The 17909-nt window shown below is 57.8% G+C and carries 19 protein-coding genes and 1 pseudogene; 7 read left to right on the top strand and 13 right to left on the bottom strand.

Annotation, left to right across the window (positions count from 1 at the left end; genetic code table 11):
• Positions 1–102: 102 nt before the first annotated feature.
• From AAC083_RS11750 to cmk, 4 genes are all read right to left on the bottom strand, one after another.
• Positions 103–387: a LapA family protein gene (locus AAC083_RS11750; RefSeq protein WP_042034338.1), complete on the bottom strand. Its 285-nt coding sequence runs from the start codon at positions 385–387 to the stop codon at positions 103–105.
• A gap of 156 nt (positions 388–543) precedes the next feature.
• Positions 544–828 (bottom strand): integration host factor subunit beta, encoded by a 285-nt coding sequence (gene ihfB / locus AAC083_RS11745; protein ID WP_005299934.1) that lies wholly within the window; start codon positions 826–828, stop codon positions 544–546.
• A gap of 92 nt (positions 829–920) precedes the next feature.
• Positions 921–2591 (bottom strand): 30S ribosomal protein S1, encoded by a 1671-nt coding sequence (gene rpsA, locus AAC083_RS11740; RefSeq protein ID WP_042034339.1) that lies wholly within the window; start codon positions 2589–2591, stop codon positions 921–923.
• Positions 2592–2685: 94 nt separating this feature from the next.
• Entirely contained in the window at positions 2686–3378 is a 693-nt protein-coding gene (cmk, locus tag AAC083_RS11735; protein ID WP_108536687.1) for a (d)CMP kinase, read from the bottom strand.
• A gap of 248 nt (positions 3379–3626) precedes the next feature.
• Between cmk and ribA the strand changes: the two genes are divergently transcribed.
• Entirely contained in the window at positions 3627–4220 is a 594-nt protein-coding gene (gene ribA / locus AAC083_RS11730) for a GTP cyclohydrolase II (RefSeq protein ID WP_042034343.1), read from the top strand.
• A 76-nt stretch (positions 4221–4296) separates the two neighbouring features.
• Here ribA and cysB read toward each other — a convergent pair whose 3' ends face one another.
• Together cysB and AAC083_RS11720 are read right to left on the bottom strand one after the other, a co-directional pair.
• Positions 4297–5271 (bottom strand): HTH-type transcriptional regulator CysB, encoded by a 975-nt coding sequence (gene cysB / locus AAC083_RS11725; protein WP_042034344.1) that lies wholly within the window; start codon positions 5269–5271, stop codon positions 4297–4299.
• A gap of 73 nt (positions 5272–5344) precedes the next feature.
• Positions 5345–6220 (bottom strand): LysR family transcriptional regulator, encoded by an 876-nt coding sequence (locus tag AAC083_RS11720; RefSeq protein ID WP_108536686.1) that lies wholly within the window; start codon positions 6218–6220, stop codon positions 5345–5347.
• Between the two features lie 93 nt (positions 6221–6313).
• Between AAC083_RS11720 and AAC083_RS11715 the strand changes: the two genes are divergently transcribed.
• Entirely contained in the window at positions 6314–7528 is a 1215-nt protein-coding gene (locus AAC083_RS11715) for an MFS transporter (protein ID WP_108536685.1), read from the top strand.
• Positions 7529–7588: 60 nt separating this feature from the next.
• Here the strand turns inward: AAC083_RS11715 and AAC083_RS11710 are convergent, their stop codons facing one another.
• The 4 genes from AAC083_RS11710 to AAC083_RS11695 all read right to left on the bottom strand — a co-directional run bounded on the left by AAC083_RS11710 (position 7589) and on the right by AAC083_RS11695 (position 11856).
• Complete coding sequence (locus AAC083_RS11710) at positions 7589–8152, bottom strand: VOC family protein (protein ID WP_181364725.1); 564 nt, start codon at positions 8150–8152, stop codon at positions 7589–7591.
• On the bottom strand, positions 8146–8910 hold the full coding sequence (locus AAC083_RS11705; protein WP_042034349.1) for a hypothetical protein: 765 nt from the start codon (positions 8908–8910) through the stop codon (positions 8146–8148). The genes AAC083_RS11710 and AAC083_RS11705 overlap by 7 nt, the downstream gene beginning before the upstream one ends.
• Before the next feature lie 188 nt (positions 8911–9098).
• The gene (nfsA, locus tag AAC083_RS11700) at positions 9099–9824 is read right to left on the bottom strand and encodes an oxygen-insensitive NADPH nitroreductase (protein ID WP_108536684.1); all 726 of its coding nucleotides are present in this window, start codon (positions 9822–9824) and stop codon (positions 9099–9101) included.
• Positions 9825–9918: 94 nt separating this feature from the next.
• A complete protein-coding gene (locus AAC083_RS11695; RefSeq protein WP_181364729.1) occupies positions 9919–11856 on the bottom strand; it encodes a putative bifunctional diguanylate cyclase/phosphodiesterase in 1938 nt (645 codons plus the stop codon).
• A 169-nt stretch (positions 11857–12025) separates the two neighbouring features.
• Here AAC083_RS11695 and AAC083_RS11690 point away from each other — a divergent pair, with 169 nt between their 5' ends.
• From AAC083_RS11690 to AAC083_RS11675, 4 genes are all read left to right on the top strand, one after another.
• On the top strand, positions 12026–12727 hold the full coding sequence (locus tag AAC083_RS11690) for a DUF2982 domain-containing protein (protein ID WP_108536683.1): 702 nt from the start codon (positions 12026–12028) through the stop codon (positions 12725–12727).
• Between the two features lie 73 nt (positions 12728–12800).
• Positions 12801–13739, top strand: coding sequence for a LysR family transcriptional regulator (locus tag AAC083_RS11685; protein ID WP_108536682.1), 939 nt, complete (start codon positions 12801–12803; stop codon positions 13737–13739).
• A gap of 54 nt (positions 13740–13793) precedes the next feature.
• Positions 13794–14822 carry a response regulator gene (locus AAC083_RS11680; RefSeq protein ID WP_108536681.1) on the top strand — a complete coding sequence of 343 codons (1029 nt, stop codon included), beginning with the start codon at positions 13794–13796 and terminating at the stop codon, positions 14820–14822.
• A 9-nt stretch (positions 14823–14831) separates the two neighbouring features.
• The gene (locus tag AAC083_RS11675) at positions 14832–15263 is read left to right on the top strand and encodes a PAS domain-containing protein (protein WP_042034356.1); all 432 of its coding nucleotides are present in this window, start codon (positions 14832–14834) and stop codon (positions 15261–15263) included.
• Positions 15264–15318: 55 nt separating this feature from the next.
• Here AAC083_RS11675 and ltaE read toward each other — a convergent pair whose 3' ends face one another.
• From ltaE to AAC083_RS11660, 3 genes are all read right to left on the bottom strand, one after another.
• Positions 15319–16335 carry a low-specificity L-threonine aldolase gene (gene ltaE / locus AAC083_RS11670; protein ID WP_108536679.1) on the bottom strand — a complete coding sequence of 339 codons (1017 nt, stop codon included), beginning with the start codon at positions 16333–16335 and terminating at the stop codon, positions 15319–15321.
• A gap of 90 nt (positions 16336–16425) precedes the next feature.
• Positions 16426–17127 (bottom strand): short-chain dehydrogenase, encoded by a 702-nt coding sequence (locus AAC083_RS11665; protein ID WP_108536678.1) that lies wholly within the window; start codon positions 17125–17127, stop codon positions 16426–16428.
• 90 nt (positions 17128–17217) lie between these two features.
• Positions 17218–17625, bottom strand: a complete 408-nt coding sequence (locus AAC083_RS11660; RefSeq protein ID WP_042034359.1) for a transcriptional regulator — start codon at positions 17623–17625, stop codon at positions 17218–17220.
• A gap of 107 nt (positions 17626–17732) precedes the next feature.
• On the opposite strand from AAC083_RS11660, the pseudogene AAC083_RS23065 reads away from it, so the two are divergent.
• A pseudogene (locus AAC083_RS23065) lies at positions 17733–17909 on the top strand (aldo/keto reductase); the annotation flags it as partial.

Raw genomic sequence — 17909 nt, 5'->3', positions numbered from 1 at the left:
CTGTTTCTGGGTGTCCTGGCGAACACTCCTGCGCCCCATGTACCAGCCATAGCCAGCGGCAATCGGCAACAGCAGGAAAAGCAGTTCAAGCATCGAGGGACATTATTCCTTGACTGCCGACCGAGCCAGCTCCAACTCGCGGGATTGACGACGCATGGTGCGGTTGAGGGTACGGTTTTGCATTTTTAGGCGCAAAAACAACAGACCGAACACCAGCCAGCCCAGCAGAAAACCACCACCAAAGAAGAAACCCAGCAACATGGAGAGCGAGAACTCCCCCTGGGCAATCAGATAATTGAACTGCACCAGCTGACCATTTTGCGACCCGATGGCCAAGGTCAGAATAAACACCAGCACCAGCGGAATGAGGGCCAAGATACGCTTCATAGGAGCTCCCTGTCAGTATCTAATGAAAGGCTGATTATCCTTAAAATCACGGGCAGACTCTAGCGCGAATGGGAAAAGACTTGGAGAAATCGGACGATTGGCACAATAGCGGCTATAAAAACAAAAAAGGCATACCCAAGTATGCCGTTTTCTGCATTATTCAATAATGTTCACGCGCTCGCGTAACTCTTTGCCAGGCTTGAAGTGAGGGACATATTTCCCGGTCAGCTCAACCTTGTCCCCGGTCTTGGGATTACGACCCACTCGGGGGGCACGATAGTGCAGTGAAAAACTGCCAAATCCACGGATTTCAATCCGATCGCCGTTTTGCAAAGTCGATGCCATCTGCTCAAGGATCTCCTTGATGGCAGCTTCGACATCTTTGGCCGGCATATGCATGCGGCTCGCAGCCAATTGTTCGATGAGATCTGATTTGGTCATAACGTTAAATCTCCTTCCCCGATCACATGCAATATTCATTACGCCAATATAAAAAAGGGCGGCGTGAAGCCGCCCTTTTCTTGCATCAAGGATTATTCACCCTTGGCAGCTTTGAACGCTTCAGCCATAGCATTGCTAAACACAACTTCTTCTTGTTGGTTCAGACTATCGATAGCAACACGCTCGTCAGCCTCGTCCTTGGCACGGACAGACAGGCTTACGGTGCGGTTCTTACGATCAACGCCCATGAACTTGGCTTCAACTTCATCACCAACAGACAGTACCAGAGTCGCGTCTTCAACACGGTCACGAGCAGCATCGGAGGCACGCAGGTAGCCTTCTACGCCGTCAGCCAGTTCGATCACAGCACCCTTGGCATCAACCTCGGTAACCTTACCCTTAACAATAGCACCTTTCTTGTTATCAGACAGGTACTTATTGAACGGGTCTTCTTCGATCTGCTTGACACCCAGGGAGATGCGCTCACGCTCCGGGTCCACTTGCAGAACAACGGCTTCGATTTCGTCGCCTTTCTTGAATTCACGAACTGCTTCTTCGCCCTGGTTGTTCCAGGAGATGTCAGACAGGTGAACCAGGCCGTCGATACCGCCGTCCAGACCGATGAAGATACCAAAGTCAGTGATAGACTTGATCTTGCCGGAAACACGGTCGCCCTTGGCGTGAGTTTCGGCAAACAGCTGCCACGGGTTGGATTTGCACTGCTTCAGACCCAAGGAGATACGACGACGCTCTTCGTCGATATCCAGAACCATCACGTCAACCACGTCGCCAACGTTAACAACTTTGGACGGGTGGATGTTCTTGTTGGTCCAATCCATCTCGGATACGTGTACCAGGCCTTCAACGCCTTCTTCGATTTCAACGAAGCAGCCGTAGTCGGTCAGGTTGGTCACGCGGCCAGACAGACGGGTGGTCTCCGGGTAACGCTTGGCGATAGCAACCCAGGGATCTTCACCCAGCTGCTTCAGACCCAGGGATACACGGGTACGCTCGCGGTCGAACTTCAGAACCTTGACTGCGATCTCGTCGCCAACGTTGACGATTTCGGAAGGATGCTTAACACGCTTCCACGCCATGTCGGTGATGTGCAGCAGGCCGTCAACACCGCCCAGATCTACGAATGCACCGTAGTCAGTCAGGTTCTTGACGATACCCTTAACTTCTTGACCTTCTTGCAGGTTAGCCAGCAGGCTCTCGCGCTCGGAGGTGTTCTCGGTCTCGATCACGGCACGACGGGAAACAACAACGTTGTTGCGCTTCTGGTCCAGCTTGATGACTTTGAACTCGAGTTCTTTGTTTTCCAGGTGAGCGGTGTCACGGATCGGACGCACGTCAACCAGAGAACCCGGCAGGAAGGCACGGATGCCATTCAGTTCAACGGTGAAACCACCCTTGACCTTGCCGTTGATGATACCGATAACGGTAGCTTGCTCTTCGTAAGCTTTTTCAAGCTGCAGCCAGGCTTCGTGGCGCTTGGCTTTTTCACGGGACAGCTTGGTTTCGCCGAAACCATCTTCGATAGAGTCCAGAGCTACGTCAACAGTGTCACCCACACTGATTTCCAGCTCGCCCAGGGCGTTCTTGAATTCTTCAGCCGGGATGGCGGACTCAGATTTCAGACCGGCGTCAACCAGTACGAAACCATTCTCGATAGCAACGACAGTACCCTTGACGATGGAACCTTGACGGGTTTCAACGGAGTTCAGGGACTCTTCAAAGAGTTGAGCAAAAGATTCGATCATTGTTTATGTCACAAATGAAACATCCACTTGCAATCCGGCACAAGCGGGGCTGTTTTAAATAATCTGCGCCATCCTTGGTGCAGACGACCGGATGTCAGCTTGCGCTGGCATCACCAAGTTGTTGCTCTGCATAGGCGAGTACTGTTGCCAGCACGTCATCTATGGTCATGGCGGTAGAATCCACCACGAGAGCATCTTCTGCCGCTTTAAGGGGCGCTACGGCGCGATTTCTGTCGCGATCGTCACGTTCCCGAATCTCGGTTAAAAGACGCTCGAAGTTAACATCAAAGCCCTTATCTTGCAACTGCTTATAGCGGCGCTGGGCGCGTTCTTCCGCGCTGGCGTCGAGGAAAATCTTCACTTCGGCTTCGGGGAAAACCACGGTTCCCATGTCACGCCCGTCGGCGATCAGACCCGGTGCCTGACGAAATGCACGCTGACGGCGCAGCAGGGCTTCGCGTACCCGCGGGAAGGCGGCGATTTTGCTCGCGGCATTGCCCACCTCTTCGGTACGGATGGTGCGGGACACATCCTCCCCTTCCAGCACCACCTTGACCTGCTCGCTGTCCACCTGGAATTGCACATCCAGATTGGCAGCCAGTGGGACCAGTGAGGCTTCAGAATCGAGTTCTACATCGTGGTGCAAGGCAGCCAGGGCCAACACCCGGTAGATGGCGCCGGAATCAAGCAAGTGCCAACCCAGTTTCTCAGCCAGCAGCTGGCACAACGTGCCTTTACCGGCACCGCTCGGGCCATCGATTGTCATCACGGGGGCCATCTGAGGCATAATTTCTCTCCTGCACTCTTGTTGCACACATCCCGGAAGGGATGGGGTAATGGGCGCCGATTATACCCAAATGTGCCGAGCCTGGCAGTCGTCAGGACGCACATTTGCACAGAAGCCGTCGCGATCGCGTGGTTTGCGTACAGCGACTCAAGTCATTAAACAGTTCAAGGTTTTGTTCTTATGGTTGTTATGGACAAGGCGCGCTAAACTGGCCGCCCTTTTTAAGCAGCTGTAGTAAGGAGCAACCTATGAGCAGCGTTACCCTCGTGGCCAAATCCAAGTTGCCGACCCCTTGGGGCACCTTCACGCTGGTAGGCTTTCAGGAAACCGGTACCGGCAAGGATCATGCTGCGCTGGTGATGGGCGATGTCACGGGTGATGCGCCTGTGCTGGGCCGCATTCACTCTGAGTGCCTCACCGGAGACGCCCTGTTCAGCCTGCGCTGCGACTGTGGTTTCCAATTGCAGGCCGCCATGGAAAACATCGCCAAGGCCGGTCGGGGCGTCTTACTGTATGTACGCCAGGAAGGACGTGGCATAGGCCTGCTCAACAAGATCCGGGCCTACCACCTGCAAGATCAGGGCGCCGATACCGTTGAGGCCAATGTGGCACTGGGCTTTGCCGCCGACATGCGCGACTACACCATCTGCGCGGACATGCTCAAGGCGTTGCACGTCACCAGTTTACGCCTGATGACCAACAACCCACGCAAGATGAAAGCGATGGAGAGCTTTGGCATTCCGGTGGCGGAGCGGGTTCCCCTGCAGGAAGGGCGCAATCCCCACAACGAGTTTTATCTCTCAACCAAAGCGAGCAAGCTGGATCACCTGTTCAAGAAGTGATCCCGGTGCACCACACGCCCGCATAAAAAACGCCTCCCATCGGGAGGCGTTTTTGTTGGCAGACACTGTGGCCGTGCTAGCGGATAGGCAACTCGATATCGGCGAACATGGCATCCACATCGTCACTGGAGCGCAGTGCGATAGCGCGCTCCACCACATCCCGGGTCAGATGCGGGGCGAAACGGGTCATGAAGTCATACATGTAGGTACGCAGGAAGGATCCCTTGCGAAACCCTATCTTGGTGGTGCTGTGGGCGAACAGGTGGCTGGCATCGAGCGCCACCAGATCGGTATCGACCGCAGGATCCAGCGCCATGGTCGCCATCACGCCTATGCCAATCCCCAGCCGGACATAGGTCTTGATCACGTCTGCATCGGTGGCGGTGAAGACGATATTGGGTTCGAACCCGGCCCGGTTGAAGGCGTTATCCAGCTCGGAGCGCCCGGTGAAGCCAAACACATAGGTCACTAGCGGGAAACGGGCAATATCTGAAATGGAGAGCTTGCCAACCTGGGTCAAAGGGTGGCCCTTGGGCACGATCACGCTGCGATTCCAGTGGTAGCAAGGCAGCATGATGAGATCTTCATACAAGTGCAGCGCTTCGGTGGCGATAGCAAAATCGGCCAGCCCCTTGACCACGGCTTCGCTGATCTGGGTCGGAGTACCCTGATGCATGTGCAGGGAGACCTTGGGAAAGCGCTTGATGAACCCCTTGATCACATCAGGCAGCGCATAACGGGCCTGAGTATGGGTGGTCGCGATATGAAGCGTGCCCTGCTCGGGATGAGTATGCTGGCTCGCCACCGCCTTGATGCTTTCCACCTTGCCCAGGATCTCGTTGGCTATCTTGATCACATCTCGTCCTGCCGGTGTGATTTGGGTCAGATGCTTGCCACTGCGCTCGAAAATCTGGATCCCCAGCTCATCTTCCAGCATGCGTACCTGCTTGCTGATCCCTGGCTGAGAGGTATAGAGGCTCTCTGCCGTTGCCGACACGTTCAATCTGTGGTTGGCAACCTCAACGATATAACGCAACTGTTGGAGTTTCATGATGTTAAGCTCTAAAGGCGACTTGAACTAATACTAACAAACTTTTGCCTGATAGCCTTTTCTTCTTGGCTATTTATGGCTGGGCCTGCGCCAGCAAAAAATCCCGCAAGGCGCGGTTCGCCATGGAGAGCGGATCCCCCCGGCGCCATGCCACGCAGAGATCGAGGAAAATAGGCGGAGCAAACGGCACTCCGGTCAGGGCTGTCTCCTCGTCCAGCACCATCCGCAGGAAGGTGGTCACCGCAAAGCCCTGTTTCACCACCGCCTTGAGCAGCGGAATGAGGTTGCTCTCGAAGGCAATATTGGGCTCACAGCCCAGCCCCTGCGCCAATGCCTCCATGTGCTCGCGGTGGTAGAAACCACGCCGGAACATGGCCAGCTCCTGGCCGAAAAACTGGGTCAGGGAGACGGCCGGGACTTGCCGCAACGGGTGATCCTCCCCCACTACCATCAACATCTCTTCACGCAGCAGTTGGGCCCCTTCCAGCGCAGGTGGCAGATCGCTGGTGATCAGGATGGCGAGATCCAGGGTGCCATCCACCATGCGGCTCAGCAGCTCACGCGAGCCCGCCTCCTCCACCCGGATCTTGAGGCCGGGATAGCGATGCTTGAAGGCCATCAGGATCGGAGGAAAGTAGTAAGAGCCCATCATGTAGGGAATGCCGATGCGCACCTCGCCACGCTCAAGCCCTTTCAATTCGGCCATCTCGGCTTCTGCCTGGTGCATCTGCAACAACAGTCGCTCGGCATGACGGCAGAGCACCTCCCCCTCCGGGGTGAGCCGCACTGTACGATCCTGCCGGTCAAACAACCGCAACTCGAGTTGCTGCTCCAGCTTGGCGATGGCCATGCTGATGGCGGGCTGGGCCACATGCAGACCATTGGCAGCCCTGGTGAAGGAGCCAGCATCCCGTACCGCCAGCAAATAGGTGAGCTGTTTCAAATCCATATCAATTAATCTTATTAGTTGGATAACTTAAATATATTATATTTATGCTCTGCGGCGCACTACTCTGCACAAAAGCCGTCAGGACAACCGCATATGATCGAAGTAGGCAGCCGTGAATGGAGACGCGCCACCCTGGCCCTGAGCCTGGGTTCCTTCCTAGTGTTTCTCAACCTCTACCAAACCCATCCACTGCTGCCACTGCTGGCAGATGTCTTCTCCGTCAGCTCGCTGGCCGCAGGCTGGACACTGGCTGGCTGCACTGCAGGTCTGGCCGCCTCGCTGCTGCTCTGCGCACGCCTCGCGGACAGGTTCGGCCGGCGCAGGATCATGCTGTGGAGCCTGGCCGGTGCCATCCTGCTCTCCCTGCTCATCAGCTTGGTGCACCAGTTTGAACAGCTGTTGCTGCTGAGGATACTGCAAGGGATATTGCTGGCCGGACTGCCAGCCACCGCCATCGCCTATATGGGAGAGGAGTTCAGCAAACGCGCCCTCCTCTCCGCCGTCGGGGTCTATATCGCCGCCAACTCGCTCGGCGGGATCGCAGGCCGGGTCGTCGGTGGTCTGCTGGCTGGCTGGTTTGGCGACTGGCAACACACTTTTCTCGGCATCGGCCTGATAAGCCTGACCCTGCTGCCCCTCGTCATCTGGTTATTGCCCGCCCAGACCCGTTTCGTGCCCGTCATCGCCAATCCGGGCCAATTCCGGCAGGCCATCAGCAGCCACCTGGGCAACCCGCTGCTGGTCGGAGCCTATCTCATCGGCGGGCTCAACTTCATGGTGTTTTTGAACCAGTACAGCTACCTCACCTTCCTGCTGGCCAAGGATCCTTTCTCCCTGCCCACCCAGTGGCTCGGCATGCTGTTCCTGACCTATCTGTCGGGCACGGTCGCCTCCTCCCTGAGTGGTCGCTGCGCACACCGCTGGGGGGCACAGCGCCTGCTGCTGGCGGGGATCTCGCTGATGGCGCTGGGCAGTGCACTGCTGTTGCACGGCTCGCTGGCGGCCATATTGACGGGGCTGCTCATCTCGAGCTTCGGGTTCTTTCTCGCCCACGCCTGTGCCAGTGCCTGGGTTGGCCAGCACGTGGAACATAACCGGGCGCTCGCCTCGTCACTCTATCTGGTGGGGTATTATCTGGGAGCCAGCCTGGGAGGCCTCTACCTGCACCCCTTCTGGGAGCGGGGTGGCTTGGGGGGATTGGTGCTCGGCATCGAGCTGGTGCTGGTGGTCACTGCGGGCCTGAGCCTCTGGCTCGGTCACGTGAAGGGACGTACCACCCGCCCCCTCTCCTGCCATATGCAGTCGTAGTCATCGGTCGGGGCCCCCACGCTTACACTGCGTATCATCAACAAGCACCCGTGCCCGCTCTCACAGCAATCCGATGTTATCGTAATAATCGGTAGGCACAGGCACCACGGCGCCAGTGCGCAGCTCTTCTTCGATCACCTCGGCCAAGGCGCGCAGGTGAAATTTGATCTGGCCCGACGCCAACATCAAGCCCACGTCCGGGTTGCGAAGATCATCCATGTTGCCAGTCTTGAACGGCACATCGGGATGTGCGGCGACCAGCGCTGGCAGTGACGGCACCACCAGCTCTATGTGCTCCAGCCCAGCCTGATGGCTGCGGCCCGGTTTGGGCGCCGCCAGTTCGATGCAGGGCACGCTGACGTCGCCGCATTGCACGGGATGAAACAGCTGGTAGGTGGCAATAGGACGTCCCCCTATCATGCCTTCCACCAGCAGGGTACCGTACGCCACCAGGGTCTGCTTCTGCGTCTGATATTCGACCAGCGTGGCCGCGCGGTAACAGAGGTGGTCAACGTCGATGGCATCGACATGGACAGCTCGTTGATCCAGTTCAGCCAGCAGCTGGCAAACAAATGGGGCCATGGGCCCCAGTGTGGTATCGAGTGGGTGGGACATGATCACCATTTCTTCTTGGGTTGGAACAGGACATCCAGCTCATCCGCCTCTTTATTCTTAATACTCTGCAGCTCTTTCTCGCTGTGCTGCTGCAGATGGGCATCCAGCCCGGCCAGCCCCTGGCGCATGTCTTCTTCACGGGCCATCAGATAAGGGTCCTTGTCAGATACCCCGGCCAAAGCAGAGAGCCCCTTGGTATAGAGCTGACGACAAGTGCCATATTGCCCCTGGATCTGGGCATCCATGGCCCGTTTGACCAGATTGGAGATGTTGATCTTGAGCTGCATCAGCTCGAGGCGACGATCCTCTTGGGCAAAACCGTGGGGATCTATCTTGCCCTTGTTGTGCTCGACCCGCAGCACCGCACGCATTTTCTTGACCAGTTGCAGCATCTGAATGGCCTGGCGGTCGGATTCGGGTGTCTTGAAGTGCCCCTCATCCTGGTTGCTGTAGTTCTCCTGCACATTTTTGATCTGGGTCTGTACGTCGGCGATGCGCTGTTTGATCTGGCCGTTGGGCATCACCAGAGCGATCGCCCGGTACGCATCCAGAATACGGTGTTGCAGCAACAACACTATGTTCTTAGAGAAGGGCACCAAGTTGACATTCAACAGCACCTCTTCGGTTTCATCCGCCACTGCCTTATGACGAGCGATGGCATGGCGCCTGTCTGCCTCTGCCTTCTGCTTATATTGCTGCATCACGTTATAGGCGATAACCAGAAACAGGAGTGCGCCAATAGACAGCAATACCAAGGTTAAAATCATAGGATGTTCAAACTCCTGTCCCAATCCAATTGCGCGATCCTACAACAGCTGACCCACTTAAGGTAGTCCGCACCGTCGAGCTTACCCACGATTTATTGTGCTCTGGGCCCACAAATCAGCAGCGGAGATCAGGATCACGCAGTGATGGCAACACTGCCATTACTTCATAGTATCGTCCATCGGGCCCATTACTTGAGGTTGAACCCTTTCGATTGCAAGAATGCCTGCATGAAGGGGCGTGCCTCCTTGCCAAGGATGCCCCGGATCTGGCTGCTCCAGGTCTGCTGCTTGTTATTGCTGCTGCGGGCCTGATAGTAGGCCTCTATCTGCTGATCGTATCGCGCCAACAAGGGGCGATCCAACTCGGTCTGATAGTGATTCTCGTGCACAACCAGCGCCCGGGGCAAACGGGGTTTCTGTTCGGGAACCTGCGCCGGATGGCCCAGACAGAGCCCAAACAAGGGGATAACCAGGTCTGGTAGCCCCAGCGCCTCGCTCACAGCGGCCGGATTATTGCGAATGCCGCCAATGTAGACGCCACCCAATCCCAGCGACTGGGCTGCCAGCAGGGCATTTTGGGCCATCAGGGCACCATCGATGGCGCCGATCAGCAGCTGCTCGATATAACCTGTCTGGGCGTCCGGCACGATTTGACCGTGACGATGATAATCGGCGCAAAACATCAGAAACTCGGCCGCCTCGGCCACATAAGCCTGATGCCCCGCCAGCTCCGCGAGCCGGGTGCGCAGGGCCATGTCGGTCACCCGTATGATGCTGTTAGCCTGCAGGAAACTGGAGCTGGAAGCAGACTGGGCTGCACTCAGGATCTGGTCGAGCTGGGTCGCCGTGATGGGTTCTTGGGTAAATTGACGGATGGAGCGATGGGCGAGAATAAGGTCTATGGTCGGGTTCATGATGTCTCCAGGAAGAAGTCCACACTCTACCCAAAAAAACGGAGGGGCCCAAGGCCCCTCGCAGCTAACGATGACAGATGCACGTTCCTTGACCCTATCCCGCCAGCGGATAGACACCCGCCTTGCAGCTAACCAGAAAGGCGCTGGCCTCCACCTGCGCCACCGTCATCGGCTTGCTGAACAAAAAGCCCTGAAACACGTGACAGCCCTGGGAACGCAGCGCGGCGAGCTCGTGCTCATCCTCCACCCCTTCGGCCATGATGCCAAGCCCCAGGCTGGTCGCCATGGCGACAGTGGCACGGATCACTGGCAGGTTCAGCCCCACCACGAACGAACGATCTAGCTTGATGGTGTCGATCGGCAGTCGGTTCAGGTAGGCCAGCGACGAATAGCCGGTACCAAAATCGTCGATGGCGATCTTGATGCCTTGCTCGCTCAGGGCATCGAGGATCTCGATGCAACCTTTCATATCCAGCATAAGGACAGTCTCGGTCAACTCCAAAGTCAGCAGGCCTGCATCCACGCCATACGCCTTGAGCTGCTGAGCCACCAGCTCCGGCAAGGCGGAGGAGAGTTGGAACCCGGACAGATTGACCGAGACCGGCACCGGCACCTGCCACTGCTGCTGCCAATGCGCCATCTGGGCCAGTGCCGTCGAGAGCACCCAGCCGCCGATCTCCCGGATCAGCCCCATTTCCTCGGCCAGCGGGATGAACTCCACCGGCGAGACATGGCCGAGCACAGGGTTGTGCCAGCGCAGCAGGGCCTCGTAACCGAGCAGTTTGCCTTTTGCCACATCCACTTGGGGTTGGTAGCAGAGGCTCAGCTCCTGCCGACCTATTGCCTTGGCCAGAAATTGCTTCAGGGTCAGCTTGCGGTGCAGATTCTGCTGCATGCTGGGGGTGAAACGCTGCCAGCGCAGGCGCCCCATCTGCTTGGCCTGATACATGGCCATGTCGGCGCGGGTGATCAGATTGTCGCCGTCATCCGCATCGTCCGGGTAGATGGCGATGCCTATGCTGCCGCCAATGGTCACCTCGGGCACCCCGCTCAGCTGCAGCGGCTTGGTCATCTGGGAGAGCATGAGATCGGCCACTTCCTGCGCCCGATTGCTGGCGTGAGTCAGCGGCACCAGGGCAGTGAACTCGTCCCCACCGAGGCGTGCCAGTTCCACATCTCGCGGGCAAACCTGCTTGAGCCGACCGGCCACCCGCTCCAGCAGACGATCCCCGGCCTTGTGGCCATAGTTGTCGTTGACCAGCTTGAAGTTGTCGAGATCCATGAACACCAGCGCGAAGCGCCCACCCAGGCCGCAATATGCCTCGAGGGATTTCATCAGGCCGTAACGGTTGAGCAGCCCGGTCAGCGAGTCGTGCCAGGCCAGATGGCGGTGTTCCAGCTCCTCGAGCTTGCGGTCCGTTATGTCGCGCATGGTGAGCAGGATCTGCGCCCCCTGCTGGATATGACGGAACTGGTACTGGAACCAGCGCATCCCCTTGAGCGTCCGGCACTCCCCCTCCGCCACGACTTCATCGAGTCGGGAGAGCTTCTGATAGAAGGCTTGGTCGTTGCCGGAAAACACCTGGGAAAGCTGGTTGACCTGGTCACCGAAACACATGTCGAAATGGTGGTTGCCACTCTCCAACCGACCCTGATTGTCAAACAGACAGGCCAGGGTATCGCCGGTAGCGAGGGAGGACTCCTGATAGAGGGTATCGGCGTCGATCACCGCCTCCGTCATCATCATCAAGCGACCGGCCAGCTGAACGCCGGACAACCGCAGGTAGATCTGCTTCTTGATCCCCTTGGGCGAGAGCGTCCACCACTCGCTGTAGCTGCGTCCCTGCTGAAAATCACCGAGATAGCGCTGTAGCAACAAGTCGATGGCATCGGCCATGTCGGCCGAGAAGTCACGTGATTGCAGTTCGGCAAGCGAGCTGGCTTCCCACACCCCCAATGCGGTGCGATTAGCCCAGTAGATATGATGATGTTGGATGTCATAAACCCAGATCGGGGTATGCAGCACATCCATCCCGTTCAATAACCGTTCGTCTAGCGTATTCATCTAATATGGTGATTCATGATGTGTGATCACAGGGAAACCCTGCAACAAGACGCCCTCTCGGGACGCCCGGCGCTGGTACAAAATCGGATCCAGCCCATAATCTGGAAATAAGCATGCGCACAAGGGCTGACTTCATATGAAAACGCTACATGTGAAACCCATGGTCAGGAAAAACGGACTCACCTTGATATTGTTGGGCATCATAGTAACCATTACTATGATTTTTATACTTTTTTTATTCCGTGAACAACCACTAATCCCCTTCATCTCCGGCCTGTTGGCGGGTCTGCTGATGATATTTATCGGCTCATTGAAACTGGTTGAACCCCATTTCAGCCTCTCGCTCTGTCACGATTGTTTGCAATATCACCATAAATACGGTGGTTGGATCCTGAAATGGAGAAATATTCAACGTATTGACCGACCACTCATTCATCTGGGCTGGGACCTGGTTGCCCTGCCCTACATAGGTTTGAAGATAAAAGATTACGACGATTTTTTGACATTGATCACACCCAGATTGGCAGTGCGCCTGCTGACAGAACAGAGGGCCGTGCTGCTGCAAGCCCTGCGCAGCGAGCGGCAAGATTGTGCCAGCGGCAGCTGCGGTGATGCCTTTCAGGGAGAAGGTCTGCTGGAGGAGAGCCACTTTCGCTCCCCCTCTGGTCAGCGCTACGAGGGGGTCATCGCCATGCTGGCCAATCGCATGACCCGCTTGCGTGACCTGCTCGGTTACGATCTGCTGGTGCCGGACAACAGCCTGGATCGGGACCCTGCCGAATTTGTCCGCCTGTTGCACCAATACCAGCGGGAGTCGAATCTAATCCAGATCAATTAAACGCCGGATTGCACTTGCCAAGGCGGGCGGCTCTTTTTAAGGTCACTCACTTGTTACACCCAGAACACCGCTTATGAAGTACATCGAAGAGTTTTATCTGTTCGTCAAGGTGGTGCAAGAGGGAGGTTTTTCCCATGCGGCTGCCGCACTGGGCATGCCTACTGGCACCATCAGTCGACGTATTTCTCAGCTGGAAGAGCAGCTCGGCTGCTCCTTGCTACACAGATCCACCCGCAAACTCCGCCTCACCGACGACGGGCTCAGATATTACGAGCGTCTGTGTACCCCGCTGGCCGAGATTGAGCAGGCTACCGGTGAAATTCAGGGCCGGGAAGCCGACATTAACGGGGTGATCCGCCTCGCCGCGCCCATCGCACTCTCCAACACCATACTGGTCGACATGCTGGCGGATTTTGGCCTGCACTACCCAGCGGTGCGGTTCGACATCACCCAGACCAATGATCATCAGCACCTGCTCGACAACGATCGGGATCTGGTGTTTTTCAACGGTGAACTGCCGCAATCCATGACCAATGCCCAGTGTCTCGGTCACATCGAATACGGCCTGTTCGCCTCCAGGCTCTATCTGGAGAAGATGGGCACACCGACTCACCCGGCACAGCTGGGGGAGCACTCCCTGATCTACTGCTGGCCCCATCAGCACTGGCAACTGACCGGCCGGGACGAGCAGACGGTGCAGATCAAGCGCACCGCCAAGCTCACCGTCAACCAGACCCAGGCGGCAGTCAGGGCCGCCAGACGGCACCTGGGAATAGTCAACGCACCTCACCACTACGTCCACCCCTTCCTGCAGGATGAGCAACTGGTTGCCGTGCTGCCTGACTGGCAAACCGGCAATCGCCCCTTCTATATGTTGCGCTGTCAGCCTCAGTTCGCCCCACTACGTGTTAAGATGTTCGCTGAATTCGTTGAAAAATACTCAGCGCGCTACCGGAACCACCAATGGGACAACCAATTTTCACCGGCAACCGGTCTGTCCCGTTGCATCTGACCGTCAGCGGGCCACACTATTAACAATTCTCGTTGACCAGGCCAGCCTAACACTATGAATGTATTGATATGTGATGACTCAGGATTCGCTCGTAAACAGCTGGCCCGCGCCCTTCCTGCCGACTGGGATGTGACGCTGCATTACGCTGCAAACGGGCTCGAAGGGGTGGAACAGGTGCTGATGGGGCATGGCGATCTGATTTTTCTGGATCTGACCATGCCGGAGATGGACGGCTACGGGGTGCTGGAGACCCTGCAACAGGAAGGGCTGCGCAACAAGGTGTTCGTCGTCTCTGGCGACATCCAGCCCGAGGCGCATCAAAGGGTCATGAGTCTTGGCGCCCTCGATTTCATCAAGAAACCGGCCGCCCCCGAAACCCTGAGTGCCCTGCTCAGACAACACGGTTTGTGGCAACCCAATAGTGTTGCCGCTGCGCCTGCCTTGCTTGAAGGCCTGACGGCAGGTGGGCCTGATGCTGATATTGGCGTCAAGCTCACCCCCGAGATCCGCGACGTTTACCAGGAGCTCGCCAACATCTCGATGGGCCAGGCCGCCGACTTGCTTGCCCGCCTGCTCAACGCCTTTGTGGTGCTGCCCATTCCCAACGTCAACGTGCTGGAGGTCTCTGAGCTGCACATGGCTCTCTCGGCCGCCGCCGACTCGGATACCCTCTCCGCCGTCTGTCAGGGCTTCATCGGGGCAGGGATCGCCGGCGAAGCGCTGATCCTGTTCCACGACTCCAGCTTCACGGATCTGGCCCGGCTGATGAACCACCAGGGGGCGCTGGATCGCAATGCCGAGCTGGAACTCTTGATGGACACAGCCAACGTGCTGATCGGTGCCTTCCTGCGCGGTTACGCCAGCCAGCTCGATACCCCTTTCAGCCAAGGTCATCCGGTGGTGCTCGGCCAGCACAGGCCCATCAAGGATCTCATTAACACCAACAAGAGCCGCTGGCGCCGCACCCTGGCCATCGAGATCAACTATCGGGTCCAGGATTACGCGGTGCAGTGTGACTTGCTGCTGCTGTTTACCGAAGATTCCATCGCCACCATGAACAATAAAATCATGCACATGCTCTAGGGAGTGACCATGGAAATTCGTGAATTTCATTGGCTGATGAACATAGTCCAGAATCTGGACGTGGGGCTGGTGGTGCTTGACAAGGCGTACCGGGTACAGGTGTGGAACGGCTTCATGGAAAGCCACAGCGGCAGGTTAGCCGGTGAGGTACGCGATGGCGTGCTGTTCGATCTCTTCCCCGATGTGGACAGGGCCTGGTTCGAGCGCAAGGCCAACATGGTGTTCAAGCTCAACAATCGCGCCTTCAGCACCTGGGAGCAGAAACCCTATCTGCTGCGTTTCTCCAACTACCGCCCCATCACGGGCTCGGCCCCCCATATGTTCCAGAATCTGACCCTGGTGCCCTTGGCCGACTTTGGTGGCCAGGTGACCCATATCGCCGTGATGATCTACGATGCCACCGACGAGGCCATGCTGATAAGTGGCCAGCGGCAAGCCTGAGCCAGCCGCAAACAACACAGGGCGCCGCGGCGCCCTGGTTCATTCCATGAGATTGTCACGCCCCGAGATACTCGGTAAAGGCGTCAATCACCTCTTCAATGTCATCATCGTGGATCTGCAGATGGGTCACCAACCGCAGCTCACCATAACCGGAGAAGAGGATCCCCCGCGCCTTCATGAAGGCCAGCAAGGGTGCACTCTCGCCACTCGTCAGTTGCAGGAACACCATGTTGGTCTGAACCTGCGCCAGATCCAGCCTGATGCCAGGCAGCGCAGCCAGCCCCTCGGCCAACCGTCTGGCACGGCGATGATCGTCCGCGAGGCGTACCACATGCTGCTGCAACGCAAACAGGCCAGCCTGAGCCAGGATCCCCGCCTGACGCATACCGCCACCCACCATCTTGCGCAGCCTTCTGGCACGGGCAATAAAGGCATGAGAACCCACCAGCAGCGATCCCACCGGCGCTCCCAGCCCCTTGGAGAGGCAGATGGAGACGCTGTCAAACAGCGCGACCAGCTCGCGCACCGTATGGCCACTCGCCACCACGGCATTGAACAGACGAGCACCGTCCAGATGCAACTGCAAACCATGCTCATCGACCAGTTCGCGCATCTCGCGCAGATAAGGCAAGGGCAGCACCTTACCGTTATGGGTGTTTTCGAGGCAGACGAGGCGAGTCTGGGTAAAATGGACATCGTCAGGGGCGATGGCCGCCCGTACATCCGCCAGCGCCAGCGAGCCATCAGCCTGCATGGGCACGGGTTGCAGGGCCACAGACCCCAGCACAGCAGAACCCTGCGCCTCGTAGCGATAGATGTGAGCTGCCGAGCCCAGTACAGCCCCTTCCCCACGCTGGCAATGGCTCATCACCGCCAGCAAGTTGGACATGGTGCCGGATGGCACGAACAGCGCAGCCTCTTTTCCCAGCAGGTCGGCGCCATAGGCTTCCAACGCGTTGACGCCCGGATCCTCCCCATAGACATCGTCCCCGACCTCGGCATGGAGCATGCACTGACGCATGGCATCCGTGGGCTGGGTGACCGTATCACTTCGTAAATCGATATAGCGCATGACATCCCTCCTGGTGCAGGAGGACGACGTTAGCCAGCCCGGGCGGGCTTGGCAAGCAGGGCGTCGCTGGAATGTGAGCCCGGTGACGGCTTACCAGGGCAGCGGCTGCCCCTGCAGATCCACAAAGGCGCCGGATTGCGCCAACGATAAACCGGCGATCAGAGCCAGTAAACGGGGGGCGATCAATGCAGGATCCTGCAGACTAGTGGGGGCCAGCGCATGGAGAAAGGGCTGGTTCATGGGGGTGTCCATGGGGCCCGGGTGCACAGTGATCACCCCGGCTCCGGGAAAACGATCCCGCCATTCGAGCGCCAGCGTCCTGGCCCCCATGTTGAGGGCCGCCTTGCTCATCCGGTAGCTGTAGCGGCTACCCGCCTCATTGGCGGTCAAGCTGCCGGCCAGATCGGAGAGAGAACAGAGCCACAAGCTGGCATCCGGGGTCATGCGGCGGCTCAGGCAGGCGCCGAGGGCCAGATGTGGCCAGGCATTGGCCAGCAGGCTGTCGCACAGCCACTTGGGATTGACCTCCTCCACCCACAGCTCCGGCATGAAGTTGATGTCGTGCAACAGGCCTATGGTGTTGATCACCACGCTCGGCAGGGGGCTTGTGTCATAGAGGGTGAACAGCGCATCGAAAGAGAGTGGCTCCACATCCTGCAACGGGAAGTAGCAGGCCGGATCCAGCCCCTTGGGCAATTGCCTGCCGGCCAGCACCCACTCCTCGCCACGAGCCGACAGCTCCCTGGCCAGCGCCGTGCCCAATCCACCACTGCCCAAGATCAGATAGCCCATCGCCCTCTCCCCGGATCTGCCGTCTGTTTAGAGGTTATCAGAATAATAACCGGCTGCCGCCAAGAGTTGGCTGGCTATGCCCATCCGGGTTTATGCCTCATTGAGGTGCTTGCCAAATTCGCGCGCCAACGCCAGATCCAGGAAGCCGTCGGCCCTCTTGTGGCTGCGCAAGAACTGGTAGTAGGCGAGCAGGGTCACCAGTTGCCTCTCATCAGGCAGGGATTGCTCCGGCTGCAGCTCCTGCAGCAGGGTACCTGCGGCGGCCAGCGCCTCCCGATCCACCACTTCTGCCTGTCGGTAAAGATAACCACAACCGGTGGCAAGCCACTCCAGCGAGCAGTTGGCCCCCATGGCGATCTGGTTTGCTTTGCCAAGGCCAGGCTCTGCCCCCTTCAGATATTTGCGGATCAGGGCTTCACTCAAACCGACTTTACGCGCAAACGCGCTGATGCTGCCCACCCCGATCAGACTCCGCAACCGCTCGGCAAATCCTTCCATATGTCTCCTGTCAGAACCAAAGTTCGAGTGAACAAAAAACGCATTATTGCCTTGCCAGGCAGAAGAGACCAAGATGCTGGCAGCATTAATTTCCCAAGGAGTCACTCATGTCTGTATCTCGCGTTGCCCTGCACGAGCAGGGCCCGACCTTCTCCCGCCTCATCATGGGCTACTGGCGTCTGATGGAGTGGCAACTCTCCCCGGCAGCGCTGCTCGATCTGATGAAGTACCACCTGGACCTGGGAGTGACCACCCTGGATCACGCCGACATCTACGGCGGTTAC

The organism is Aeromonas sp. HMWF014, assembly GCF_963878295.1.
Taxonomy (GTDB): Bacteria; Pseudomonadota; Gammaproteobacteria; order Enterobacterales; family Aeromonadaceae; genus Aeromonas; species Aeromonas popoffii.
Note: the sequence above shows the minus strand (reverse complement) of the source record. Positions and strands in the feature narration are given on the sequence as shown.